The organism is Streptomyces chumphonensis (genome assembly GCF_014779715.1).
GTDB classification, from domain to species: domain Bacteria; phylum Actinomycetota; class Actinomycetes; order Streptomycetales; family Streptomycetaceae; genus Streptomyces; species Streptomyces chumphonensis.
The window spans coordinates 189,469-211,996 of sequence record NZ_JACXYU010000010.1 but is presented as its reverse complement, the minus strand read 5'-3'; the positions used below and the strand labels follow the sequence as shown (position 1 = coordinate 211,996).

Below are 22,528 nucleotides of genomic sequence, written 5' to 3'. Positions count from 1 at the left end.
CACCCCCGTGCGCGTGCCGCCTCACTCCGTCCCGGCCGCCGACGCCGCGTAGGCCGTGATGTCCTGGATCACGCTGAAGCCGAGACCGTAGGCGCTCATACCGCGCCCGTAGGCCCCGATGTGGACGTCGTTCCCCGCCGAGCCCGCCAGCACCCAGCCGTACTCGGAGTCGCGGTGGTGGAACGGCGTGGGCGTGCCGTCCACCGGCAGGTTCAGCGTCGACCAGCCCTCGCCCCCGACGTGGTCGGCCAGGTCCCAGGCGATGGCCGTCTGCTGGTCGAGCCAGTCCTGCCGCAGCGCCCGCTCCATGTGCGTGGGCCACGTGCACGACAGCAGGCCCGAACCGGCCAGCCAGGCCGCCGAGGAGACCGAGGTGGCCTCCAGCATCCCCGTGCCGTCCGCGCTGCGGCGCAGCGGACGGCTCGCCACGGTGACGACGACGGCGAAGCGCTGCTCGTGGGGGCTCGTCTCCACCCGCAGCGACGGCTCCTCGCCGTGGCCGGTGGAGCCGTGCTCGACGGTGCCGTCGGCCGCGGCACCGACCTGCATCAGCCAGCGCGGTCCGGTGAAGGCCTCGTCCAGCCCGTACCACGGGAAGGCGGCCATGAGGTACCCGTCCACGCTGCGGTGTGCGGTCGGAGCCGGGGCGAACGCCGGTGTCTGTGCCGCCCGTCTGGTGCTCTCCATGTACGCGAAGCCTCCTCGCCGGTGACACCCGGGCTTACTGCCCTGGACACAGGGAGGATAACTACCAGGACGCGCCGTGTCCGATCAGGGGATCAGTTGATCAGGTGATGAATCCGACGTGTCCGGCCTCAGGTGGCGTCCGCGTCGAACGGCGGCGGGGTCCGCGCGGGCTCCACGTCCTTCTTCCGCAGCAGGTCGGGGACGGTGGAGGACGTTCCGGAGCCCTGCCCGGCCCCGGCGGCGGCCCCGGCGGCCGCCGCGCCCGTGCCGGCCGCGGCGACGGGGCCGGGCGCACCCCGGCCGCTCACCACGTCGGTCATCTCCGTCAGCTCCTTGCGCACGTCGAGGGCGCGCAGGTCCTCCCGGACGTCCAGGCTGTTGCGCAGCTCCTTGAGGCCGAGGGCGTCGTCCTCCCCCATCAGGTGCTTCTGGGCGAAACGCTTGGGGTGCAGGTCCTGGAACTCGAAGTCCTGGTAGTCCGGACCGAGCTCCTTCCTGATGTCGTCCCTGGCGTTGTCGGAGAACTGCCGCACCTTGCGGATGAACCCCGCGACGTCCTGGATCAGCTTCGGGAGCTTGTCCGGGCCGAAGAGGAGCACGGCGAGGATGAACAGCACCACGAACTCGAGGGCTCCTATGTCCATGAACACTGTGCCGCTCCTCCAAGGCTCTGCCGGGCGGGGTGTCGGGCCCCGCCCGTCACGGTACCCGGACGGGGGCGCCCGGCGGGAGTCGGTGGACCCGACGCGTCGGGGTCAGGGGTTCATTCGCCGCCCGCCGTGTCCAAGGTCACGGTGACGCTCTCCTCCCGGCCGTCGCGCAGGACGGTCAGGTCCAGCCGGTCTCCCGGACGGTGACTGCGGATCTTGACGATCAGCTCCTCGCCGGTACGGACCACGTCGCCGTCCACCGCCGTGATGACGTCGCCCTCCTCGATGCCCGCGCGGTCGGCCGGGCCGCCCTCGACCACCGCCGGGCGACCGCCGTCGGCCACGCCGACGCGCGCGCCGTCCCCGGTGAAGGACATGTCCACCCGCACCCCGATCACCGGATGGGTGGCCCGGCCGGTGTTGATGAGCTCCTCGGCGACGCGCTTGGCCTGGTTGACGGGTATGGCGAAGCCGAGCCCGATGGACCCGCCGCGGGTCTCCCCCAACTGCCCCTCGGCCGACCGGATCGCGCTGTTGACCCCGATCACCCGCCCCTCGACGTCCACCAGCGGCCCGCCGGAGTTGCCGGGGTTGATGGGGGCGTCGGTCTGCAGGGCGTCCACGTAGCTGACGTCGCTCGCGTCGTCGCCGCCCGCCGTGATGGGGCGCTCCTTCGCGCTGATGATGCCCGAGGTGACCGTTCCGGCCAGGTCGAAGGGCGCGCCGATCGCCACGACCGGGTCACCCACCCGGACGGCGTCCGAGTCGCCCAGCGGCAGCGGCTTGAGGTTGCGCACGCCGTCGACCTTCACCACCGCCAGGTCGTAGCCGCCGTCCCCGCCGACGAGCCGGCCCTGGGCCGTCTGGCCGCTGCTGAACGTCACCTGTATCCGGCCGTCGGCACCGGCCGGGCTGACGACGTGGTGGTTGGTGAGGATGTGACCGCGCTCGTCCAGCACGAAGCCCGTCCCGGTGCCCTGGGCACCGCCTCCGCTGACGTGCAGCGTCACGACGCCGGGAAGGGTCGCGGCGGCGATCCCGGCCACACTGTCCTCCGGCCGGTCCGGCCCGACGGGTGCGGCCTGCGGCAGCGTGACCGTACCGAACTCGCCGTTGCGCTCCAGCAGTGCGCCCAGGTACCCGCCCGCCAGCCCGGCGACCAGCACACACGCGAGGAGGACGGCGAGCAGCCGCGCGCGGCGGGCTCGGCCCGGTCCGGTGCCGACCGCCGGCGGCGTCGTCCGCGCGGGCGGGCGGGCCCACGGGTCGTAGCCCCGCCATGCCGACGGGACGGGCGCGGGCCCCGCGGGCGCCGGCCCGGTGGGCCCGGTCGGCGGGGCCGACGCGGGAGCGGTCGGGGCCGCCGGAACGGGCACCGGGGCGTCGGGAACCACTCCGGACGGCACGGGGGTACCGGCCGCCGGGGTGGACCCGGGGTGCTGGACGAGCGGTGCGGGGGACCAGGGCCCGGGGTCGCCGTAGGGCGGCGTGGCGTACGGGTCCTCGCCGTGCCGGGGCACGGGCCGGGTGCCGGCCTCGTCTCCGAGGGGCTCCCGCCGCGGCTCCGGCGCGGTGGCCCGGGGCGGCGGGGTCGGACGGGGGCGGCTCCACCACTGCGGCGTCGTACGGGTGGCCCTCGCCTCGTCCATCGGTTCCCCACTCGGTCGGCTCGTCCTGACGCAAGGCATTGAACCAGTTGCCCTCGGCGGGCCGCACCACCGATGACACCGGCCGTACGCCCCCGGCGGTACGGCTCAGCGCCGCGAGATCGCCAGGGGCGCGGTACCCGGAGCCGGAGAGGGGTGGTGCAGGTGGGGCGCCCGCAGGGACGGCGGTGGCAACGGGGCGTGGAGCGCGCCGGGAGCGCCCGCCAGGGGAAGCAGCGGGGTGGTGCGGCGCGGCGGCCGGTCGGCGGTGCTGACGGCCGAGGCCGTGGGGCCGCCGCCGGCCACCGGGCCCTGGGGACCCTGGCGCACCGGCGTGACGGCCTGACCCGCCGTCTCGTTGCGGCGCTCCGCCGGACGCTCCACACCGGCCGTCGGGCGCAGGGGCGCGGTACCGGGGCCCGTGGAGGACGGGGAGCCGCTGCCCGCCGCCCCGGGGCCGAGGGCGCCGCCGAGCGCGAAGGCGGCCACGGAGAACGCACCCGCCGCGACGAACGCGAACCGGCGTCGGCCGCGTGAGGCCGAACCCCGCTCCGGCTCCGGCGGCCGGTGCACGGGGAAGCCCCGCTCGGGGTGGAGCAGGCTGACGGGGCCGTCGCCGCCGGGGAAGTAGGAGAACGCGAGCGGGCTGACGTGCGGTCGCCCGGCACCTCCGCCGGGGCCGGGAGTGTCGTCCTGCGTGCTGACGGGCAGGCCCTGGAGGCGGGCCAGCAGGCCCTCGGACGGCGGCGGCGGCGCGGTGTCGGCGAAGACGCTCTTCATCCGGCGCTGGGCGTCGGCCTCGGCCTTGCAGCCCTGGCAGGTGGCCAGGTGGGCGAGGACCCGTTCGCGGGCGTCATGGCTCAGCTCGCCGTCGACCAGGGCGGCGAGCCGGTCACCGAGGTGCTGCTCGGCCCGGGTGGGCCCGGGCGTCCCGTTCATACGGCACCACCTTCCGCGGGCACCCCCACGGCCACTGCGGTGGGGCGGCGGGCTCCGCGACGGGTGGGCGAGCGGTGGTCGAGCGACTTGCGCAGGTGGGAGCGGCCCCGGTGGATGCGGCTGCGGACGGTGCCGAGCTTGACGCCGAGCGTCGCGGCGATCTCCTCGTAGGACAGCCCCTCGATGTCGCACAGGACGACGGCCGCGCGGAACTCGGGGGCCAGGGTGTCCAGGGCGTGCTGGACGTCCGCGTCGAAGTGGGTGTCGTTGAAGTGCTGCTGCGGGGAGGGCTCCCGGCTGGGCAGCCGCTCGGCGGCGTCGTCGGCCAGGGCGTCGAAGCGGATGCGCTGCTTGCGCCGGACCGTGTCCAGGAAGAGGTTCGTGGTGATGCGGTGCAGCCAGCCCTCGAAGGTGCCGGGCGTGTACGTCGAAAGGGAGCGGAAGACGCGGACGAAGACCTCCTGCGTGAGGTCCTCGGCGTCGTGCTGGTTGCCCGTGAGGCGGTAGGCGAGGCGGTAGACCCGTGCGCTGTGCGTGCTGACGATCTCCTCCCAGGAAGGAGGAGCCCAGGCCTGGCCGTCCGCTTCGCCGGCGAAGGTGGCGCGGGCGGCGGGCGCCGCGTCACGAGCGGAGTCGGCGGCCTGACGGTGGTCAGCGGTGTCTGTCACGGATGGTGGCTCGGCGGAGGACCGTCGGAAGTACCGGAGTACACCCCGGTCACCGCGATGAGCCGCACCTCCCCTGGTGGCTCTGGTGGTGTCCAGTGGAGCCCCTACCATAGCCACCTCACCCGTTAGCTCCGGATAAACACTTTGCCCGGCTTTCCCCCCGGGCCGTTCCCTGCCTGTCCCCTTCAACGCGTGGTCCCATCAGCGGGTTCCCGGAGCAACGGATACAGTCCCGTTGGGTGATTCGCGGGGACAGGAGACGGACATTACCGGCAACCGGCTGATGAGCTGGGCGTTCGCCGATGCGTATGGCGGGGAGCCCGCCGACAGCACGGTGCACGTCACGCTGTCCTGGTGCCGGGACCGGGCCCGGGAGGCCGGGATGCGTCCGGTCTCCGACGGCACGGGGGCCACCCTGCGGCTGCTCGCCGCCGCCACGGACGCCAAGGCGGTCGTCGAGATCGGTACGGGCACCGGGGTGTCGGGCCTGCACCTGCTGCACGGCATGCGCCCCGACGGGGTCCTCACCACGGTCGACATCGAGCCGGAGTGCCAGCAGTTCGCCCGGGAGGCGTTCCGGGCCGCCGGGTTCGCCGCCAACCGGGCCCGATTCATCCCGGGCCGGGCGCTCGACGTCCTGCCCCGGCTGGCGGACGGCGGGTACGACCTCGTCTTCTGCGACGGCGACCGCACCGAGTATCCGCACTACCTGGACGAGTCGTCGCGCCTGCTGCGGCAGGGCGGGCTGATCTGCTTCGAGGGCGTCTTCGCCGACGGCCGCACCGTGGACTCGGGCGCCCAGTCGGCGGAGGTGCTGGGCGTACGGGAGCTGCTGCGGGCGGTGCGGGACGACGCGCGGCTCCTGCCCTCGCTGCTGCCGGTGGGCGACGGACTGCTCTGTGCCGTCCGCCGCTGAGGCGCCGGGACGCTCCGGAGGGAAGGACGGCGCCGCGCGGCGCCCGGACCGAACGACACCGCCGCCCCCGCCGCGCGAGGGCGCTGCGGGGGCGGCGGAAGATCAAGCGGTGCCGGAGCCGAGGTCAGTCGCAGACCTTCTTCAGTTCCTCGCCGAGAGCGACCGCCTCGTCGGGGGTCAGCTCGACCACGAGCCGCCCACCGCCCTCAAGCGGAACGCGCATGATGATGCCCCGCCCCTCCTTGGTCACCTCGAGCGGGCCATCGCCCGTCCGCGGCTTCATGGCCGCCATGCTCGTTCCCCTTCCTGAAACCAGCTCAACATCAGCCGACGGCCCCTGCTCAGGCACGTGTCACCGGCATCGAACACATGGGTTCCCGGCCATTATCCCGCATCGCAGGACCCGATGACCAACATCGCTCGTCAACTCCTCGGCAAGCGCTTCGCGCAAAACCCCCCAATCGGGGGATCACCCCCGCAATACCACGGGCTCACCCCGGGCGGCCGGTTTGACGCAGGTCACACCGGCGTCCGTATATCGGCGCCGGATGATCTCCGCCATGCTGGGCGCATGGCCGACACCGTGCGCTACGACATGACCGAGGGCCTCGCGACGATCACGCTCAATCGTCCCGAGGCGATGAACGCCCTCGACAACGAGCTCAAGAACGCCCTCCGGGACGCCCTGCGCCGGGCGGCGGACGACCCGGAGGTCCGGGCCGTCCTGCTGACGGGGGCCGGCCGCGCGTTCTGCGTCGGCCAGGACCTCAAGGAGCACGTCGGTGCGCTGGAGGAGCACGGCGGCGCCGCGCTGACGACCGTCGAGGAGCACTACAACCCGATCACCCTGGCCATCGCCACCATGCCGAAGCCGGTGGTGGCCGCCGTGAACGGAGTGGCCGCCGGCGCCGGGGCGGGGTTCGCCTTCGCCGCCGACCACCGGATCATCGCGGACACGGCCTCCTTCACCACGGCGTTCGCCGGGGTGGCCCTCTCCACCGACTCGGGCATGGCCTGGACGCTGCCCCGGCTCGTGGGCCCCGGCCGGGCGGCCGAGCTGCTGCTCTTCCCGCGCGCGGTGAAGGCCGCCGAGGCGCTGGAGCTGGGGCTGGCGCACCGGGTCGTCCCGGCGGAGGACCTCGCCGCCGAGGCGGAGGCCGTCGCCCGCGGGCTCGCCGAGGGACCCACGGTGGCGTTCGCCGCGATGAAGGAGGCGCTGGCCTTCGGCGCCTCGCACTCGCTGGCCCAGACGCTGGGCAAGGAGGCCGAGCTGCAGCTGCGGGCGGGCGGCTCCGCCGACCACCGCATCGCCGTCGAGGCGTTCGTCCAGAAGGCGCGGCCCCGCTACACGGGCCGCTGACACCCGCCGGGGCGGGGTCAGCGGAAGGCGCAGTCCCGCAGGTGGTCGTTGACCAGGCCGCACGCCTGCATCGTCGCGTAGGCCGTCGTCGGGCCGACGAAGCGCAGGCCCCGCCGCTTCAGTTCCCCGGCGAGCGCCGCGGACCGCGGCGTGCTGGCCGGGACGTCCGCCAGTGCGGCCGGGGCCGGGCGGGCCGCCGGGGCGAAGGACCACAGCAGGGCGTCCAGCTCGCCGGGGGCCCAGCCCGCCAGCACCCGGGCGTTCGCCAGCACGGCGTCCACCTTGGCGCGGTTGCGGACGATGCCCGGGTCGGCGAGGAGCCGCTCCCGGTCCGCCCCGGTGAAGCCGGCCACCTCCGCGATCCGGAAGCCCGCGAAGGCCGCGCGGAAACCCTCCCTGCGGCGGAGGATCGTCAGCCAGGACAGGCCGGACTGGAAGGCTTCCAGGGACAGCCGTTCGAACAGCGCGTCGTCCCCGCGGACCGGACGGCCCCACTCCGCGTCGTGGTACGCCGTGTAGTCCGCCGGGCCCGCGCCCCAGGGGCAGCGGGCCAGGCCGTCGGGGCCCCGGGCGGTGTCCGTCATCGTGCCGGGTCCCCGTGCTCGCCGGTGTCGGGCTCGACGGGCCCGCCGAGGAGCTCCGCGTCTCCCCGGGCCGCCGCCTGGGAACCGGCCAGCGCGGCCTCCAGCTCCACGATCCGGGCGTCCCGCTCGGCCAGCTCGGCGCCGAGGCGGTCCAGCACGTCGTCCACCTCGTCCATCCGGTAGCCGCGCAGCGCGAGGGGCAGCCGCAGCTCCGCGACGTCGGCCCGGCCGAGCGGGCGGTCCTGCGGCAGGACCACGGGCGGCCGGTCCGGCTCGGGGTCCGTCAGACCGCCGCGGACGGTGCGCCCCGTCCCGTCGGCGCTGCCGATGACGGCGAGCGTGACCGCCCCGACGACCACGAGCATCGCGAGCAGCAGAAACCAGAACACGTGATCTCCCGGACCCCTCGGAAAGCCTGCAGGCTCCGATCGTGCCATGCCGGTGTGACGGCCGGCCCCCTCCGTCGGCACGGGGCCGGTGACGGACGCTCACCGGTGGCGGCCGGGTGCGGCCGGGGCGGCGCCGCTAAGGTCGGTGCGCGGAGTACCGCGCTGGTCAGGTGAGGACGGAAGGGGAGGCCCGATGCTGCGGCTGGGACGGCGGGAGTTCGGCGCGCACGAGCCGGTGGTCATGGCGATCGTCAACCGGACGCCCGACTCCTTCTACGACCGGGGCGCGACCTTCCGCGACGAGCCCGCGCTGGCCCGCGTCGAACAGGCCGTGGCCGAGGGCGCGGCCGTCGTCGACATCGGCGGGGTGAAGGCCGGTCCGGGCGAGGAGGTCGGGGTCGCGGAGGAGATCCGCCGCACGGCCCCCTTCGTCGCCGAGGTCCGCAAGCGCCACCCGGAGGTGGTGATCAGCGTCGACACCTGGCGGCACGAGGTCGGCGAGGCGGTGTGCGAGGCGGGGGCCGACGTGCTGAACGACGCGTGGGGCGGCGTCGATCCGCGCCTCGCGGAGGTCGCCGCGCGGTACGGCACGGGGCTGGTGTGCACCCACGCGGGCGGCGCGCGTCCCCGGACCCGGCCGCACCGGGTCGCCTACGAGGACGTCATGGCCGACATCCTCGACACGACCGTGGGGCTGGCCGAGCGGGCCGTCGCGCTCGGCGTGCCGCGTGCGGGCGTCCTCATCGACCCGGGCCACGACTTCGGCAAGAACACCCGGCACTCCCTCGAAGCCACCCGGCGGCTCGGTGAGATGACGGCGACGGGGTGGCCGGTGCTGGTCTCCCTGTCGAACAAGGACTTCGTCGGGGAGACGCTGGACCGGCCGGTGAAGGAGCGCCTCACCGGAACGCTCGCGACGACCGCCGTCTCGGCGTGGCTGGGCGCGCAGGTCTTCCGGGTGCACGAGGTGGCCGAGACGCGGCAGGTGCTGGACATGGTGGCGTCCATCGCCGGACACCGGCCGCCCGCCGTCGCCCGCCGCGGCCTGGCCTGAGCCGGCCGCCCCCGCGCCCCGGGGCGGCGCGTGGCGGCCCGGTCGCGACCGCCGTCACTTGGCGACGAGCCGGATGACCTCGTCGACGTCGTCGGTGAGGTGGAGCAGGTCGAGGTCGCCCGGTGACACCTTGCCCTCGGCCGCGACCGTGCTCCGCAGCCAGCCCAGCAGCCCCTCCCAGTAGGCGGAGCCGAACAGCACGATGGGGAAGCGCGTCACCTTCCGCGTCTGCACGAGGGTGACGGCCTCGAAGACCTCGTCGAGCGTCCCCATGCCGCCCGGCAGCACGACGAAGCCCTGCGAGTACTTCACGAAGCACGTCTTGCGGACGAAGAAGTAGCGGAAGTTGACGCCGAGGTCGACGTACTGGTTGAGCCCCTGCTCGAAGGGCAGCTCGATGCCCAGGCCCACGGAGGTCCCGCCGGCCTCGGAGGCACCGCGGTTGGCGGCCTCCATCACGCCGGGGCCGCCCCCGGTGATCACCGCGTAGCCGGCCTCCGCCAGGCCCCGCCCGATGGCGACGGCGGCCGCGTACTCGGGGGATCCTTCGTGCGTGCGGGCGGAGCCGAACACGCTGATGCCGGGACCGACCTCGGCCAGCGCGCCGAAGCCCTCGACGAACTCGGACTGGATCCGCAGCACCCGCCACGGGTCCTGGTGGATGAAGTCCGAGGGGCCGGCGGACTCCAGCAGCCGCTGGTCCGTCGTCCCCGCGAGGGTCTGTCCCCGGCGCCGGACCACCGGGCCCAGGTGCTGCTCACGGGGCTCCCGCGCGTCGGCCGGCTCCGGCCGCTGTTCGCCGGGTTGCGGGCCCCGCTCCTGCGCCGCCTCAGTCATGTCGTGCTCCCTCCCGATGTGTCAGGGACGTCAGGGTACGCAGGCGCGGATGACGCGCGCCGGAATGCCGGGCGTACGCGGCACCACTCACGAGAGCCAGGCCCGCAGCCGCTCCTCGCAGTGGAGGATCAGCGCCTCCTCGACGCGCTCGTCGACCTTGTGGGCCAGGTTCGGTTCGCCGGGGCCGTAGTTGACGGCGGGCACGCCCAGCGCGCTGAAGCGTGAGACGTCCGTCCAGCCGAACTTGGCCCGGGGGCTGCCGCCGACGGCCTCGATGAAGGCGGCCGCCGCCGGGTGGGAGAGGCCGGGCAGCGCCCCGCCGGAGTGGTCGTCGACGACGAGCTCGCGCACGCCGCAGCCGTCGAACACCTCGCGCACGTGGGCCAGGGCGCGCTCCTCGTCGAGGTCGGGCGCGTAGCGGTAGTTGACGGTGACGACGCAGGCGTCGGGGATGACGTTGCCCGCGACGCCGCCCTCGATGCCGACGGCGTTGAGACCCTCGCGGTACTCCAGCCCGTCGATCTCGACGCGGCGCGGTGCGTAGTCGGCCAGCCGGGCCAGCACGGGCGCGGCGCGGTGGACGGCGTTGTCGCCGAGCCAGCTGCGGGCGGAGTGGGCGCGGGTGCCGGCCAGGTGCAGCTTGACGCGCAGGGTGCCCTGGCAGCCGCCCTCGACCTCGCCGCCGGACGGTTCGAGGAGGACGGCGAAGTCCCCCGCGAGCCAGTCGGGTCGGGCCGTCGCGAGGTGGCCGAGGCCGTTGAGATGCGCGGCCACCTCCTCGTTGTCGTAGAAGACGAACGTGACGTCGCGGTTGGGCTCGGGCACGGTCGCGGCGACGCGCAGCTGGACGGCGACGCCGGCCTTCATGTCGGAGGTGCCGCAGCCCCACAGGAAGCCGTCCGCGTCCCGGCGCGAGGGCAGGTTGTCCGCGACGGGCACCGTGTCGATGTGCCCGGCGAGCACGACCCGCTCGGGGCGGCCGAGGTGCGTTCGGGCCACGACGTTGTTGCCGTACCGGTCGACGGTGAGGTGGCCGCACTCCGCGAGCGCCCGCTCGATCGCGTCGGCGAGGACCTTCTCGTCGCCGCTCACGGAGGGGATGTCGACGAGCTGCGCGGTGAGGCGCGCCGCGTCCTGGTGCAGGTCCAGCTTCGATACGGCCATGCGCCCGACCCTACCGGTGCCGGCTGGGGGATCCCGTACGCCCGTTAGGCTGAGCGCATGGGCGAGCCGCGAGCGGGTACGGGCGGGCGGTGGCTGCGGTTCACCGCGGCGGGCGTGGTGCTGCTCGCACTGGCCGGCTACCTGGTGGTGCAGTACGTGTCGACGGGCGGCGGTGCGCCGCGCTGCGTGGTGCGGGGCGGTGAGGGCCGGGAGCCCTACGAGCTGGAGCCGGAGATGGCGCGCAACGCGGCGACGATCGCCGCCGTGGCGCGGGCCCGGAGCCTGCCCGACCGGGCGGTGACGATAGGTCTGGCCACCGCGATGCAGGAGTCCAGCCTGCGGAACATCGACTACGGCGACCGCGACTCGCTCGGTCTCTTCCAGCAACGGCCCTCGATGGGCTGGGGTGCGCCGGACGAGATCATGGACCCGGTCTACTCGGCGGGAAAGTTCTACGAGGGCCTGGTCGAGGTGCCGGACTACACCGAACTGCCGCTGACGGTCGCCGCGCAGGAGGTGCAGCGCAGCGGGTTCCCGGACGCGTACGCCAAGCACGAGCCGACGGCCGCCCTGCTCACGGAGGCGCTCACCGGCCAGGCCGCCGCGTCCCTCAGCTGCACCGGCATCGCGATGACGCGAGCGGGCGACGCGGGCGAGGTCCGGCGGAAGCTGGCCCGGGAGTTCGGCGCGGACGCGCTCGCGCCCGCGGACGTCGGCGGGGGCCGCAGTGTGCCGGCCGAACGGGTCGTCCTGCCGGTCGGGCAGGACGAGCGGCGTGGCTGGGAGCTGGCGCACTGGGCCGTGGCGAACGCCTCCGAACTGGGTATCGCCGAGGTCGCGTACGCCGACCGGGAGTGGGACGTGGCCGCGTCCGGCGACGGCTGGCGCGCTGCCGAGGGCGCCGGCCGGGCCGAGGTGCGGATCACCCTCGCCCCGAAGGACACGGCCGCGGCGGGCTGACGCCCCCGCGTCACGGTCGGGGGCCCGCTCCGGGTCACTCGGAGGTGTCAGCCGCACGTACCGGGGGTGACGGCCGCGCCGGTTTCACCGGCCGCCTCGACGAACGGGGCGTCCCCCTTGCGGCGGCCGGGTATCGGGTGCACAACGGCGCTTCCGCGCAGGAGGATTGCCCGCTTTGCCCCACCCATATGATGCGACACATTGCGAATCCTTTACCCGGAGCGGCCGCAACCAAAAGGGCGCCGGAGCCGATAGGCACAGCGTCCACCGGGCAGCGTCCACCGCGTAGCGCCCGGCGGGCGGAAGACCAGCCTCAACACCCCTCCGTCAAAGGAGCATCATGTCCTTCACGCGCCGGATCGCCAAGAGCGCACTGCTGACGGCCGCGGGCGCGGCCTCCGTCGTCGGTGCCGCCGCCGGCTCGGCCCAGGCCGCCCCGCTGCCCGCCACGCCCACCCTCGGCGGGCTGAGCACGCTGGACAGCCTGGACGGCCAGGACCTCGGCGGCGGGGTCGACGGCGCGGTCGGCAACGTCTCCGAGCTGGCCGGTGCGGCCGGGAGCGAGGCCGTGGCGGAGGGCGTCCCGGCGGCCGGGCGCACCGTGGGGGCGCTCGGCAAGTCCGCACTGCCCATCGCGGACGGCCTGGCGGACGAGGCCTCCGCGCCGGGCGGCGACATGCTCGGCAAGGCCGTCTCGAACGTGACCGAGGACGGTCTGCCCACCGACGCCCTGCCGACCGACAAGCTGACCGGCAACGTGCCGCTGGGCGAGGGCTCCCTGGCGGGTCTCCCCCTCTGACCCGCCCGGCCCGGACGAAGCCCGGGGGCCACGGTGATCCCGTGGCCCCCGGGCTTCGGTGCGCCGGGGCTCAGGCCGCGAGACGGCGGACGGCCTCCGCGACGCGCTCGTCGGTGGCGGTGAGCGCCACCCGCACGAACCGGTCGCCGGCCGGGCCGTAGAAGTCGCCGGGGGCGACGAGGACGCCGCGTCCGGCGAGGTCCGCGACCGTCTCCCAGCAGGGCTCGTCGCGGGTCGCCCAGAGGTAGAGGGACGCCTCGCTGTGCTCGATGCGGAACCCGGACTTCTCCAGCGCCGCACGCAGGGCGTCCCGGCGGGCCGCGTACCGCAGGCGCTGCTCGGCCACGTGCGCGTCGTCGTTCAGCGCGGCGACGGTGGCGGCCTGCACCGGCGCGGGCACCATCATCCCGCCGTGCTTGCGGATCGCCAGCAGCTCCCCCAGCACCCCGGCGTCCCCGGCCAGGAAGGCCGCCCGGTAGCCGGCGAGGTTGGAGCGCTTGGAGAGCGAGTGGACGGCGACGACGCCCTCGTGGCTCTCCCCGCAGACGTCCGGGTGCAGGACGGAGACGGGGTCGGCCTCCCAGCCCAGCTCCAGGTAGCACTCGTCGCTGAACAGCAGCACCCCGTGCTCACGGGCCCAGGCGACCGTGGCGCGCAGCACGTCGGCGTCGAGGACCCGCCCGGTCGGGTTGGACGGCGAGTTGAGCCACAGCAGGCGCAGCCCCTCCGGGTCGACGTCGCGCGGATCGTCGTACGCGACGGGTTCCGCCCCGGCGAGCCGCGCGCCGACCTCGTAGGTCGGGTAGGCCAGGCGCGGGAAGGCCACCCGGTCACCCGGTCGCAGCCCGAGCTGGACCGGGAGCCAGGCGACCAGTTCCTTCGAGCCGACCACGGGCAGGACCTCGGCGGGGCCAAGGCCCCGGGCGCCGAGGCGGCGTGCGCACCACCCGGTGATCGCGTCCCGCAGTTCGGGCGTGCCCCACACCGTCGGATAGCCGGGCCGGTCACTCGCGTCGGCGAGGGCCCGCTGGATCACCTCCGGCACCGGGTCGACCGGCGTGCCGACGGACAGGTCGACGATGCCACCGGGGTGGTCGGCCGCGGTGGCCTTGTACGGCTCCAGCCGGTCCCAGGGGAAGACGGGGAGCCGGGACGACAGGGAGGGCGGGGTGGGCACGTGCGGGGGCTCGCTTTCTCTTCTCGGCGTCGCGCGCGGAAGCCCGCGGCACGCTGGCGGTGACGTGCGGGACGCGCAGCGACGTCCGGGACACGCGCGACGCGTGGGGCGGGCATACCGCACACCCCGGCATACACCACGGTCCCGTACGGCGTCGCACCGTACGGGACCGTGGTGTCCGCGTGGGCTCAGGCGTCCGGGGCGCGACGTCGACGGCGCGCGCCCGGCGCACGCCGTCGTGCCACGCGTTCCGTCGCGCATCGCGTCACGCGCGGGGACGCGGTCGCGTCACTCGTTGTGCTCCTGCGGCGGCAGCGCGGCCACGAACGGATGGTCCCGGTCGATCAGGCCGAGCTTGCTCGCGCCGCCGGGCGAACCGAGCTCGTCGAAGAACTCGACGTTCGCCTTGTAGAAGTCCTGCCACTCCTCCGGGGTGTCGTCCTCGTAGAAGATCGCCTCCACCGGGCAGACCGGCTCACAGGCCCCGCAGTCGACGCATTCGTCCGGGTGGATGTACAAGGACCGCTTGCCCTCGTAGATGCAGTCGACGGGGCACTCCTCGATGCACGCCTTGTCCTTCAGGTCGACACAAGGCTGCGCGATGACGTAGGTCACGCTGTCGTTCCTCCTCGGTAGGGCCATATCGCGCGGGAGCGCGGCGTCGTCGATGCCCGCATCTAGTATCGCCGTTCCCGGGCACGAGACGAACAAGAGGGTCAGACAGAGCAGTGGAATTCACCATGAGCGGACGGCACGAAGTTCGCATCACCGCCGATGACGTGGGAAAACGTGTATCCGTTCGGAGCCTGACGGACCCCGGGGAACGGGCGGGGCGGCTCACCGACACGGTCGGCGTTCTCACCTCGTGGACACACGGCGTGGTGCAGATCACACGACGGGACGGGGAGACGGTGCGTATTCCGGCCACGCGTCTCGTCGCCGCGAAGGTCGTGCCGCCCACCCCGGCGCGCCGTCGCGGGCTCCCGGCCGCGGGGTACCGCGAGCTGGCGCTCGTCGCCGCGCGGGGCTGGCCCGCGGTGGAGAGCGAGCGGCTGGGCGACTGGACGCTGCGCGCGTCCGGCGGTTTCACCCGGCGGGCGAACTCCGTGCTGCCGCTGGGGGATCCGGGCCTGCCCCTCGACGCCGCGCTCGACCACGTCACCGCCTGGTACGCCCGGCGCGGCCTGCCCGCCTACCTCCAGGTCGCCACCGGGGCCGAGGGCACCGACGAAGCGCTGGCGGCGGCGCTGGACGAGCGCGGCTGGCGGCGCGAGGTCTCGGCCGAGGTGCGGATCGCCGGGCTGGCCCCGGTCGCCGACGTGGCGCAGGAGATGCACGCCGGGCGCACCGCCACCGGGCAGGGCGCTGAGGCGACGGTCGTGCTGAGCCGAACGGTCGACGCCGGGTGGCTGGCGCGCTACCGGCGATCCCGCGAGGCGCCGCCCGAGGTCGCCTCGGTGCTCGGCGGCGGGCCCTCCGTGTGGTTCGCCGCGGTGCCCGGCGAGGGGGCACCGGCCGCCGTGGGGCGGTGCGTGGTCGACGGCCGCTGGGCGGGGTTCGCGGCGGTCGAGGTCGATCCGGCCCGCCGCCGGGAGGGTCTGGCCTCGGCGGTCATGGCCGCACTGGCCCGGCGGGCGCTGGCGGAGGGCGCCTCGGCGGCGTACCTCCAGGTGGAGTCGGACAACGAGCCGGCGCTCGCCCTCTACGAGCGGCTCGGCTTCGCCGCGCACCACCGCTATCACCACTACCGCCACGGCCACCACGACCCCGCGTCGCGGGGCTGAGGGGCGGGCGCACCATGGACCCGACCGTACGGGAACGGTTCTCCGAGGCCGTCCGCGCCGAGCGCCCCGACCTCGCGGTGCTGTGCCTGCTGATCTGCGCGGCGGCCGATCCGGAAGCGGGCGAGGTCTCCCCGCACGCGGGCGGGACCCCGCTCGTCGTCTCCCCGGAGAGCCGGGTGGACGCGATCGTGGACGCCGGGCAGATCGAGCTGGACCGGCTGACCGGGCTGCTGCCCTACGCCACCGGACGCACCCCCGAGGAGTGGGCGGGGGCCCTGGCCGGGCTGCTGGGCGGGCGTGAGGGCTTCCACGGCACCGAGGCGGACTACCAGCGGCTGGACTCCTCCCTGCTCGGGGCGGTCCTGCGGCGCCGGCGCGGGCTGCCGATCCTGCTGTCGGTCGTGTGGCTGGAGGTGGCCCGGCGGGCGGGGGCGCCGGTCCACGGGGTGGGGCTGCCCGGCCACTTCGTCGTCGGCTTCGGCGATCCGCAGGGGCCCGACCACGTGCTGGCCGACCCGTTCGCGGGCGGCCGGCCGCTCTCCCCGGAGGACGCCGGGGCGCTGGTCGCCGGGGCGGGGTTCGGGACGGGCGGGCGGCTGTCCCCGTCCCTGCTGGTCCCGGCCGAACCGCTGGACATCGTGCGGCGGATCCTCGGCAACATCCGGGTCTGGGCCGCGGCCCGCCCGGAGCGCGTCGACGTCCGGCTCTGGGCGGTGGAGTTGTCCCTGCTGCTGCCGCACCACCCGGTGCGGCTCCGGCACGAGCGGGCCCGGTTGCTGGTGGAACGCGGGGACTTCCTCGGCGGCGCACGGGCGCTGGAGGAGTACGCCGACCTCGTCGCGGCGGCCGACCCGGACGCCGCGCGGAGCGCACGCGGTGAGGCGCACGCCGCGCGGGCCCGGCTCAACTGAGCCGGGCCCGGCACGCGGAGTCGCTGCCCGCGCCGCCTACCCGCCGTTCAGCTCGATGACGCCGACCCGCTGCGCCGGGTCCGTCTCCAGCAGCGCGGTGCGGAGCACCCCGGCCACGTCCTCCGGGGTGACCGGCGTGCTGCTGCCGTCCCCGCGCGTGACCAGGACACCGTCGAAGGTGCTGCCGTACAGCTCCTCCAGCGCTTCCAGGTCGTAGTGGTCGACGAGCTTGCCGTCCGGCGTCGCCCGCATCGAGAGGAACTTGGGCAGGGAGCGCTCGGGGCTGAAGCTGATCTCAGCCGTCCCGGCCCGCACGGTGACCAGCCCGGACATGGCGGGCTCGCCGAACTCCTCGATCGCGCGCTCGAACTCCGCGTCGGTGACCTGGGGCGTCTGCTCGCCCACGGGAAGCTCGATCACGGTGTCCTGGCCGGTGGCCGCCCGCTCCCGGTAGGCGGCCTCGACGGTCTCGGCCGCCTGCTCCGGGTCGACGGCCTGCCGCGCCCGGCCCTCGACGACGACCGGCTCGCCGCCCTCGAACCGGATCATCCCGTCCTGGGCACCGCCCGCGCCGCCGCCGAGCTCGGCCAGCGCGGCCCGCAGCTTCTCCTCGTCCACGGTGAAGACGGGCTCGGCCGGGTGCTCACCGCCGACGAGCGAGCCGATCACGGCGATCGGGTTGTACTCGCGCCCCGACACCCCTGCCACGGTGGTCTCGGCGTCGAAGGAGAGCCCGGCGACGCTGGGCTTCAACTCGTGCGGGGTGCCGCCGACGTCGAGCGTGAGCGGTTCCGTCGCCCGGTCTCCGATCCGCCGCTCCAACGAGGCGACGGCCTCCTCCTTGGCGGTACCGCCGATGTCGACGCCGAGCACGGTGGTGCCGTTCGGGACGTCGGCGTGATTCATGAGCAGCCCCGCGCCGTAGGCGATGCCGAGGACGCCGACCACCGCGACACCGACCAGCGTCAGCTTCGAGCGGCCCTTCTTGGCGGGCGGCCGGGACGCCGCCGGAGCCGGTCGGGGCGCGGGCGGCGTGGGCGCGGCGGGCTCGGCGAACGGGTCCGGCGCCGGCTCCCCGGGTCCGGACACCGCCGGGATCCCGCCGGGGGCGGTGTCACCGACGCCGGGCCGGTGCGCGTCGTGCTGCGCCTCGTCCACGTCGTCCACATGGGGTGCGCCGTGCGGCGCGGGTTCGCCGTAGGTGTCGAACTGCGCTCCGGGCGGCGGCGCCAGGACCGACGGCGGCCCTGGGGGCTGCTGTCCGGGACCGTCGACCGTGAACTCCGGCGGCAGCAGCGGCATGTCACCCGTCGCCCCGGTCGTCGGCCCGGCGGGCCCGCCGGGCGGCGGCGCGTGCGGCGCGGGCGCCTGCGGCCGCGTGGTGTCGGTGCCACCGGGCGGCGTCTGCTGCGGCGACACCGGTCCTGCGTCCGGGGCCTGTTGCTCGTCCGGCGGCGGCGGACCGGCGGGCGGCTTGCGGGGCGCGAACCAGGAGCTGGTCTCCCGGCCGCCCGCTCCGGCCTCCGGGGCGGCGGTTCCGGACGGCGGCGTCGGCGGCCCGGCCGCGTCCGGCGCGGGCGCGCCTTCGTCGGCCCGGGCCTCCTCCTCGCTCACCGGCTTGCGCATGACGACCGGCGGAATGGGCCGCGACCCGGGAATGTTGATGCGGATGCGCGTGGTCAGCGTGGTCTCGGTCTTCGGTTCGCCCGGTTCGTTGCCCGCCGGATTCGAACTGTCGGTTTCACGGCTCAAAACAGGATCTCCCGGTTGGGTGCGCCGCACTCATCGATGGGGATGGTGTTGCGAGTACGGCTCGCCGGCGGCACTACCTTACTGGGGGCGTCCGGCAAGGTCTCCTGGACCGTCGAAACGCAACCCTCCGGGTGGCGCGACGGTGGCACAGATCACAGCGAGCACCATGCCGCCGTAGAGGAAGACGTAGGAGCCGAGCGCCGTCCCGAAGAGGAAGTCCCCTTCGGGCCTGGTCCATACCAACAGCACCAGCACGGTGAGGGTCCAGGCGACGGCGGGAACGGCCGCGCCCGCGCGGGTGCGCGTCAGAAGGGAACCGCCCACGCAGACGGCCGCCGTGCCCGCCAGGGCCAGCAGCAGCCCACCGGGGAACCAGGCGGCGTGCACGAGCGTGCCGGTCAGGGCGGTGACGGCGCCGAGCACGCCGAGACCCGCGTAGGAGATCAGCCGGACGGGGCTCACTCGAACACCCCCGCGAACAGGTCGTCATGCGGAGCGCCGGGGACGTGGTCGCCGGGCGGGAGGACGTAGCACTCGACCGTGTGCAGGGGCTGGCCCAGGTGGTTGGAGAGGGCGAACCAGTCGCCGTCCACGACGACCTGCGTCGCGTGGGCGCGCATCGCCGCCGCCTTGGCCGACGCGCAGCCGGGTCCGCCGTCCACGCGGACGGCGACGGCCGCGTCGTCGACGACGCCGGGGACGTCGCACGGGTCCGCCGCGCGCGGGAACGGGTTCCCGGCGAAGACCTCGGGGGCGACGGCGGAGCGCGGCACGCAGTTCCAGTACACCCGGGCGACGCGGTGGGGCTCCCCGCCGACGGACCGGAGGGCCGGGTCGGCCGCCAGCTCGACGGCCCGCACGGCGACCCGGTGGGCCTGGATGTGGTCGGGGTGCCCGTAGCCGCCGTCCGGTCCGTAGGTGACGAGCACCTGGGGCCGCGTCTCCCGGATGACCGAGGCCAGCAGTCCGGCGGCTTCCTCCAGGTCGGCCTGCCAGAAGCACTCGGGACGGTCGTTCTGCGGCGCGCCCATCATGCCGGAGTCCCGGTAGCGCCCGGTGCCGCCGAGGAATCGGTGGTCGGTGACGCCGAGTTCGCGCAGGGCCGCCCGCAGCTCCCCGACGCGGTGGGGGCCGAGGGCGTCCTCCCGGTCGGGGGCGAGGTGCGCGAGGGCCGGCGGGATCACCTCGCCCTCCTCGCCCAGGGTGCACGTCACCAGGGTGACGCGCGCGCCCTCGGCCGCGTACTTGGCCATCGTGGCGCCGTTGTTGATGGACTCGTCGTCCGGGTGCGCGTGCACCAGCAGCAGCCGGCGGTCGGAGGAGGGAGCGGACTCGGTCATGGGCCGAGCCTACGCGCCGCCCGTCAGAAGCTGACGCTGCCCAGCATGTCCGCGACGCTCGTCGTGAAGTCGCTGATGGTGGGCGCGATCGACGAGCTGGCGAGGTAGAACCCCAGCAGCATGCAGACCACGGCGTGCCCCGCCTTCAGCCCCGACTTCTTGATCAACAAGAAGACGATGATCGCCAGCAGCACCACCGCCGAAATCGAGAGTGCCACGGCGGTTCACCTCCAAGACTGCGTCGTTGTACGAGTCAAAAGATCGGACAGTCATACGATCGAACATGTCATAGCGGTTTATGACACGGGGATAGCACGACATGCATACCCACGCATCCACGCCGCGCAACTGATCATAACGACCCGTGAGCCCGCACGAGTCGGTGCACGGGAGCAGACGGGGGCGCACGCCTCCGTCCGACGGCTTCATCAACGCGTGTGCCGACAAGGGCTGTTGACCGCACGCGGGCTCACCACGACGCGGCACGGCTCGCGCCGCGCGGCGCGCGACGGGCGGTGGGGGGAGGCCCCGGCGACGCCACGTCCCCGGAGGTCGGAGACCGACCCCGCGGCGCGATGCGCCAGGTGCTAAACAGCCCTGCACTCGCCGGCCCCCGATCTGCCCTGACGGGCATCGCTCGTCGTCACCGGCGCATTACCCCTCCGGTGCGGGCCCGCAAACGCCGACCCCCGCACAGCGGTGTAGGTCACACGTACGCTCGGCCCATGCCACCCAACACCCGTAGCTCGGAAAGCTTCCCGCGTCAGCACGCCCGGACCCAGCGCTTCACCCTCGGCGCGCCCCGGTCCTTCTCCGTCGCCCCCGACGGCTCACGCGTCACCTTCCTCCGCTCCCCCGGCGGCGACGCCCGCGCACAGGCCCTGTGGGTGCACGAGGTGAACGGGGACGACGCGCCGCGCGCGTACCCGGCCGCCGACCCGCGGGCGCTCCTCGGCGGCGCCGCCGAGGAGCTCTCCCCCGAGGAACGCGCCCGGCGTGAACGCAGCCGGGAGGGCTCGGCGGGGATCGTCGGGTACGCGACGGACGCCGCCGTGGAGCTGGCCGCCTTCGCCCTCTCCGGCCGCCTCTTCGTGGCCGAGCTGCGGGCGGGCACCGCGCGCGAGCTCCCCTCGGCGACACCGGTGGTGGACCCGCGCCCCTCCCCCGACGGACGGCGCGTCGCGTACACGGCCCGGGGCACCCTGCGGGTCGTGCACGCCGACGGCACCGGCGACCGCCCGCTCGCGGAACCCGAGGCGGACACCGTCACATACGGCCTGGCCGAGTTCATCGCGGCCGAGGAGATGAAGCGCAGCCGGGGCTTCTGGTGGTCCCCCGACAGCCGCCGACTGCTCGTCGCCCGGGTCGACGACGCCCCGGTGCGACGGTGGTGGATCGCGGACCCGGCGCACCCGGAGAGCCGTCCCACCGACGTGGCCTACCCGGCCGCCGGCACCCCCAACGCCGAGGTGACGCTCCGGCTCCTGGACGCCGACGGACGCGACGCGGACGACGGGCCCGGCCTCGACGTCGCGTGGGACCGCGAGACCTACCCCTACCTCGTCGCGGTCCACTGGTCGGGCGGCGGCCCTCCGCTGCTCCTCGTCCAGGCCAGGGACCAGCGCACCCAGCAGTACCTCACCGTGGACGTGGACAGCGGGCGGACGACGCCGCTGCTCACCGAGACGGACCCGGCCTGGCTGGAGATCATCCCCGGCACCCCCGCCTGGGCACCCGGCGAGCGGCTCGTGCGCGTCAGCGACGCGACGGGGGCGCGCGCCCTGCACGTCGGGGACGCCGTCCTCAGCGATCCGGCCCTGCACGTCCGGGCCGTCCTGGACATCGGCGAGCACGACGTGCTCTTCAGCGCCTCCTCCGACACCACGGGCGAGGTCGCCGTCCACCGCGCCGCGCTCGACGGCAGCGGCGGCGGCCGGGTCTCCGGCGCGGCTGCCGGGGACGCCGGGGGGACGACGCCCCACCACGCCTCCGCCGTGCGCGGCGGCGACACCCTGGTGCTCGTCACCGCGCACCTGGGCGAGCCCGGCGCCCGCGCCGAGATCAACGGCCACCTCGTCCCGTCGTTCGCCGAGACGCCCGTGCTGCGGGCCGCTCCGACACTCCTGCGCGCGGGCGCACGCCGCATCCCGGCCGCCGTGCTGCTGCCCACCGGCCACCGGGAGCAGGACGGCCCGCTGCCCGTCCTCCTCGACCCCTACGGCGGCCCGCACGGCCAGCGCGTGGTCGCCGCCCACAACGCGTACCTGACCTCGCAGTGGTTCGCCGACCAGGGCTTCGCCGTCGTCGTCGCGGACGGCCGGGGCACGCCCGGCCACTCCCCCGCGTGGGAGAAGGCCATCGCGGGGAACATCGCGGACGTCGTGCTGGAGGACCAGGTCGACGCCCTCCACGCGCTGGCCGCCGACCACCCGCTGGACCTCACCCGGGTGGCGATCCGGGGCTGGTCCTTCGGCGGCTACCTCGCCGCGCTCGCGGCACTGCGCCGACCCGACGTCTTCCACGCGGCCGTCGTCGGCGCGCCGGTGACCGACGTGCGGCTCTACGACACGCACTACCAGGAGCGCTACCTCGGGACGCCGCAGGAACACCCGGAGGTCTACCGGGCCAACTCCGTCGTGGACGACGCCGGGCTGGTCGGCGCGCGCGCCCCGCAGCGGCCGATGATGCTCGTCCACGGCCTCGCGGACGACAACGTCGTCGTCGCGCACACCCTGCGGCTGTCCTCCGCGCTGCTGGCCGCCGGCCACCCGCACGAGGTGCTGCCGCTCTCCGGCGTCACCCACATGACGCCGCAGGAGGAGGTGGCGGAGAACCTGCTGCTCCTCCAGGTCGCCTTCCTCCGCCGCACCCTCGGCCTCGCCACCGACGCCGCCGGGTCCTGACGCCGCAA

General features: G+C 74.8%; 24 protein-coding genes. 8 read left to right on the top strand and 16 right to left on the bottom strand.

The genetic code is table 11. From position 1 onward, the window contains the following. Window positions 1-21: 21 nt before the first annotated feature. The 5 genes from IF129_RS19090 to sigE all read right to left on the bottom strand — a co-directional run bounded on the left by IF129_RS19090 (window position 22) and on the right by sigE (window position 4,701). Window positions 22-687 (bottom strand): hypothetical protein, encoded by a 666-nt coding sequence (locus IF129_RS19090; RefSeq protein ID WP_191210941.1) that lies wholly within the window; start codon window positions 685-687, stop codon window positions 22-24. A 128-nt stretch (window positions 688-815) separates the two neighbouring features. Beyond that, the gene (locus IF129_RS19085) at window positions 816-1,337 is read right to left on the bottom strand and encodes a sec-independent translocase (protein WP_191210940.1); all 522 of its coding nucleotides are present in this window, start codon (window positions 1,335-1,337) and stop codon (window positions 816-818) included. 113 nt (window positions 1,338-1,450) lie between these two features. After that, a complete protein-coding gene (locus tag IF129_RS19080; RefSeq protein WP_191210939.1) occupies window positions 1,451-2,986 on the bottom strand; it encodes a S1C family serine protease in 1,536 nt (511 codons plus the stop codon). A gap of 105 nt (window positions 2,987-3,091) precedes the next feature. Beyond that, window positions 3,092-3,922 carry an anti-sigma factor family protein gene (locus IF129_RS19075; protein ID WP_191210938.1) on the bottom strand — a complete coding sequence of 277 codons (831 nt, stop codon included), beginning with the start codon at window positions 3,920-3,922 and terminating at the stop codon, window positions 3,092-3,094. Continuing rightward, complete coding sequence (sigE, locus tag IF129_RS19070) at window positions 3,919-4,701, bottom strand: RNA polymerase sigma factor SigE (protein WP_191210937.1); 783 nt, start codon at window positions 4,699-4,701, stop codon at window positions 3,919-3,921. Before sigE ends, IF129_RS19075 begins: the two co-directional genes overlap by 4 nt. 124 nt (window positions 4,702-4,825) lie before the next feature. Here sigE and IF129_RS19065 point away from each other — a divergent pair, with 124 nt between their 5' ends. Continuing rightward, entirely contained in the window at window positions 4,826-5,506 is a 681-nt protein-coding gene (locus IF129_RS19065; RefSeq protein WP_191210936.1) for an O-methyltransferase, read from the top strand. Window positions 5,507-5,630: 124 nt separating this feature from the next. Here IF129_RS19065 and IF129_RS19060 read toward each other — a convergent pair whose 3' ends face one another. Beyond that, window positions 5,631-5,798, bottom strand: coding sequence for a DUF3117 domain-containing protein (locus IF129_RS19060; protein ID WP_191210935.1), 168 nt, complete (start codon window positions 5,796-5,798; stop codon window positions 5,631-5,633). Window positions 5,799-6,077: 279 nt separating this feature from the next. Between IF129_RS19060 and IF129_RS19055 the strand changes: the two genes are divergently transcribed. Next, window positions 6,078-6,866 (top strand): enoyl-CoA hydratase-related protein, encoded by a 789-nt coding sequence (locus IF129_RS19055; RefSeq protein WP_191210934.1) that lies wholly within the window; start codon window positions 6,078-6,080, stop codon window positions 6,864-6,866. Between the two features lie 17 nt (window positions 6,867-6,883). Here IF129_RS19055 and IF129_RS19050 read toward each other — a convergent pair whose 3' ends face one another. Both IF129_RS19050 and IF129_RS19045 read right to left on the bottom strand, forming a co-directional pair. Beyond that, on the bottom strand, window positions 6,884-7,450 hold the full coding sequence (locus IF129_RS19050) for a DNA-3-methyladenine glycosylase I (protein ID WP_191210933.1): 567 nt from the start codon (window positions 7,448-7,450) through the stop codon (window positions 6,884-6,886). Continuing rightward, window positions 7,447-7,839, bottom strand: coding sequence for a DivIVA domain-containing protein (locus IF129_RS19045; RefSeq protein ID WP_191210932.1), 393 nt, complete (start codon window positions 7,837-7,839; stop codon window positions 7,447-7,449). Before IF129_RS19045 ends, IF129_RS19050 begins: the two co-directional genes overlap by 4 nt. Window positions 7,840-8,032: 193 nt before the next feature. On the opposite strand from IF129_RS19045, the gene folP reads away from it, so the two are divergent. Further along, window positions 8,033-8,893, top strand: a complete 861-nt coding sequence (gene folP / locus IF129_RS19040; RefSeq protein WP_191210931.1) for a dihydropteroate synthase — start codon at window positions 8,033-8,035, stop codon at window positions 8,891-8,893. A 54-nt stretch (window positions 8,894-8,947) separates the two neighbouring features. On the opposite strand, the gene IF129_RS19035 is transcribed toward folP, so the two are convergent. After that, on the bottom strand, window positions 8,948-9,730 hold the full coding sequence (locus IF129_RS19035; protein WP_191210930.1) for an LOG family protein: 783 nt from the start codon (window positions 9,728-9,730) through the stop codon (window positions 8,948-8,950). Between the two features lie 87 nt (window positions 9,731-9,817). Continuing rightward, complete coding sequence (gene dapE, locus IF129_RS19030) at window positions 9,818-10,894, bottom strand: succinyl-diaminopimelate desuccinylase (RefSeq protein WP_191210929.1); 1,077 nt, start codon at window positions 10,892-10,894, stop codon at window positions 9,818-9,820. A 57-nt stretch (window positions 10,895-10,951) separates the two neighbouring features. Between dapE and IF129_RS19025 the strand changes: the two genes are divergently transcribed. Together IF129_RS19025 and IF129_RS19020 are read left to right on the top strand one after the other, a co-directional pair. Further along, window positions 10,952-11,854, top strand: coding sequence for a hypothetical protein (locus tag IF129_RS19025; RefSeq protein WP_191210928.1), 903 nt, complete (start codon window positions 10,952-10,954; stop codon window positions 11,852-11,854). A gap of 340 nt (window positions 11,855-12,194) precedes the next feature. After that, a complete protein-coding gene (locus tag IF129_RS19020) occupies window positions 12,195-12,653 on the top strand; it encodes an ATP-binding protein (protein WP_191210927.1) in 459 nt (152 codons plus the stop codon). A gap of 70 nt (window positions 12,654-12,723) precedes the next feature. Here IF129_RS19020 and dapC read toward each other — a convergent pair whose 3' ends face one another. Together dapC and fdxA are read right to left on the bottom strand one after the other, a co-directional pair. Continuing rightward, window positions 12,724-13,830 carry a succinyldiaminopimelate transaminase gene (dapC, locus tag IF129_RS19015; RefSeq protein WP_191210926.1) on the bottom strand — a complete coding sequence of 369 codons (1,107 nt, stop codon included), beginning with the start codon at window positions 13,828-13,830 and terminating at the stop codon, window positions 12,724-12,726. Between the two features lie 288 nt (window positions 13,831-14,118). Further along, window positions 14,119-14,445, bottom strand: a complete 327-nt coding sequence (gene fdxA / locus IF129_RS19010; protein WP_191210925.1) for a ferredoxin — start codon at window positions 14,443-14,445, stop codon at window positions 14,119-14,121. Window positions 14,446-14,558: 113 nt separating this feature from the next. Between fdxA and IF129_RS19005 the strand changes: the two genes are divergently transcribed. Beyond that, window positions 14,559-15,614, top strand: coding sequence for a GNAT family N-acetyltransferase (locus IF129_RS19005; protein WP_191210924.1), 1,056 nt, complete (start codon window positions 14,559-14,561; stop codon window positions 15,612-15,614). Window positions 15,615-15,628: 14 nt separating this feature from the next. Next, complete coding sequence (locus IF129_RS19000) at window positions 15,629-16,525, top strand: transglutaminase family protein (protein WP_191210923.1); 897 nt, start codon at window positions 15,629-15,631, stop codon at window positions 16,523-16,525. A 36-nt stretch (window positions 16,526-16,561) separates the two neighbouring features. Here the strand turns inward: IF129_RS19000 and IF129_RS18995 are convergent, their stop codons facing one another. From IF129_RS18995 to IF129_RS18980, 4 genes are all read right to left on the bottom strand, one after another. Beyond that, window positions 16,562-18,277 carry a hypothetical protein gene (locus tag IF129_RS18995; RefSeq protein ID WP_191210922.1) on the bottom strand — a complete coding sequence of 572 codons (1,716 nt, stop codon included), beginning with the start codon at window positions 18,275-18,277 and terminating at the stop codon, window positions 16,562-16,564. Window positions 18,278-18,355: 78 nt separating this feature from the next. Beyond that, complete coding sequence (locus IF129_RS18990) at window positions 18,356-18,739, bottom strand: DUF6113 family protein (protein ID WP_191210921.1); 384 nt, start codon at window positions 18,737-18,739, stop codon at window positions 18,356-18,358. Then, window positions 18,736-19,617, bottom strand: a complete 882-nt coding sequence (gene mshB / locus IF129_RS18985; protein WP_191210920.1) for an N-acetyl-1-D-myo-inositol-2-amino-2-deoxy-alpha-D-glucopyranoside deacetylase — start codon at window positions 19,615-19,617, stop codon at window positions 18,736-18,738. The genes IF129_RS18990 and mshB overlap by 4 nt, the downstream gene beginning before the upstream one ends. A 23-nt stretch (window positions 19,618-19,640) precedes the next feature. Beyond that, window positions 19,641-19,835 carry a hypothetical protein gene (locus IF129_RS18980; protein ID WP_191210919.1) on the bottom strand — a complete coding sequence of 65 codons (195 nt, stop codon included), beginning with the start codon at window positions 19,833-19,835 and terminating at the stop codon, window positions 19,641-19,643. A 507-nt stretch (window positions 19,836-20,342) separates the two neighbouring features. Here IF129_RS18980 and IF129_RS18975 point away from each other — a divergent pair. Beyond that, a complete protein-coding gene (locus IF129_RS18975) occupies window positions 20,343-22,520 on the top strand; it encodes a S9 family peptidase (protein ID WP_191210918.1) in 2,178 nt (725 codons plus the stop codon). Window positions 22,521-22,528 lie beyond the last annotated feature (8 nt).

Excerpts from the sequence above, each read along its gene's own strand:
- IF129_RS19090 (WP_191210941.1), bottom strand. The coding sequence starts at position 687 with ATGGAGAGCACCAGACGGGCGGCACAGACACCGGCGTTCGCCCCGGCT.
- IF129_RS19080 (WP_191210939.1), bottom strand. The coding sequence starts at position 2,986 with ATGGACGAGGCGAGGGCCACCCGTACGACGCCGCAGTGGTGGAGCCGC.
- IF129_RS19075 (WP_191210938.1), bottom strand. The coding sequence starts at position 3,922 with ATGAACGGGACGCCCGGGCCCACCCGGGCCGAGCAGCACCTCGGTGAC.
- sigE (WP_191210937.1), bottom strand. The coding sequence starts at position 4,701 with ATGGTAGGGGCTCCACTGGACACCACCAGAGCCACCAGGGGAGGTGCG.
- IF129_RS19060 (WP_191210935.1), bottom strand. The coding sequence starts at position 5,798 with ATGGCGGCCATGAAGCCGCGGACGGGCGATGGCCCGCTCGAGGTGACC.
- IF129_RS19055 (WP_191210934.1), top strand. The coding sequence starts at position 6,078 with ATGGCCGACACCGTGCGCTACGACATGACCGAGGGCCTCGCGACGATC.
- IF129_RS19050 (WP_191210933.1), bottom strand. The coding sequence starts at position 7,450 with ATGACGGACACCGCCCGGGGCCCCGACGGCCTGGCCCGCTGCCCCTGG.
- folP (WP_191210931.1), top strand. The coding sequence starts at position 8,033 with ATGCTGCGGCTGGGACGGCGGGAGTTCGGCGCGCACGAGCCGGTGGTC.
- IF129_RS19035 (WP_191210930.1), bottom strand. The coding sequence starts at position 9,730 with ATGACTGAGGCGGCGCAGGAGCGGGGCCCGCAACCCGGCGAACAGCGG.
- dapE (WP_191210929.1), bottom strand. The coding sequence starts at position 10,894 with ATGGCCGTATCGAAGCTGGACCTGCACCAGGACGCGGCGCGCCTCACC.
- IF129_RS19025 (WP_191210928.1), top strand. The coding sequence starts at position 10,952 with ATGGGCGAGCCGCGAGCGGGTACGGGCGGGCGGTGGCTGCGGTTCACC.
- IF129_RS19020 (WP_191210927.1), top strand. The coding sequence starts at position 12,195 with ATGTCCTTCACGCGCCGGATCGCCAAGAGCGCACTGCTGACGGCCGCG.
- IF129_RS19000 (WP_191210923.1), top strand. The coding sequence starts at position 15,629 with ATGGACCCGACCGTACGGGAACGGTTCTCCGAGGCCGTCCGCGCCGAG.
- mshB (WP_191210920.1), bottom strand. The coding sequence starts at position 19,617 with ATGACCGAGTCCGCTCCCTCCTCCGACCGCCGGCTGCTGCTGGTGCAC.
- IF129_RS18975 (WP_191210918.1), top strand. The coding sequence starts at position 20,343 with ATGCCACCCAACACCCGTAGCTCGGAAAGCTTCCCGCGTCAGCACGCC.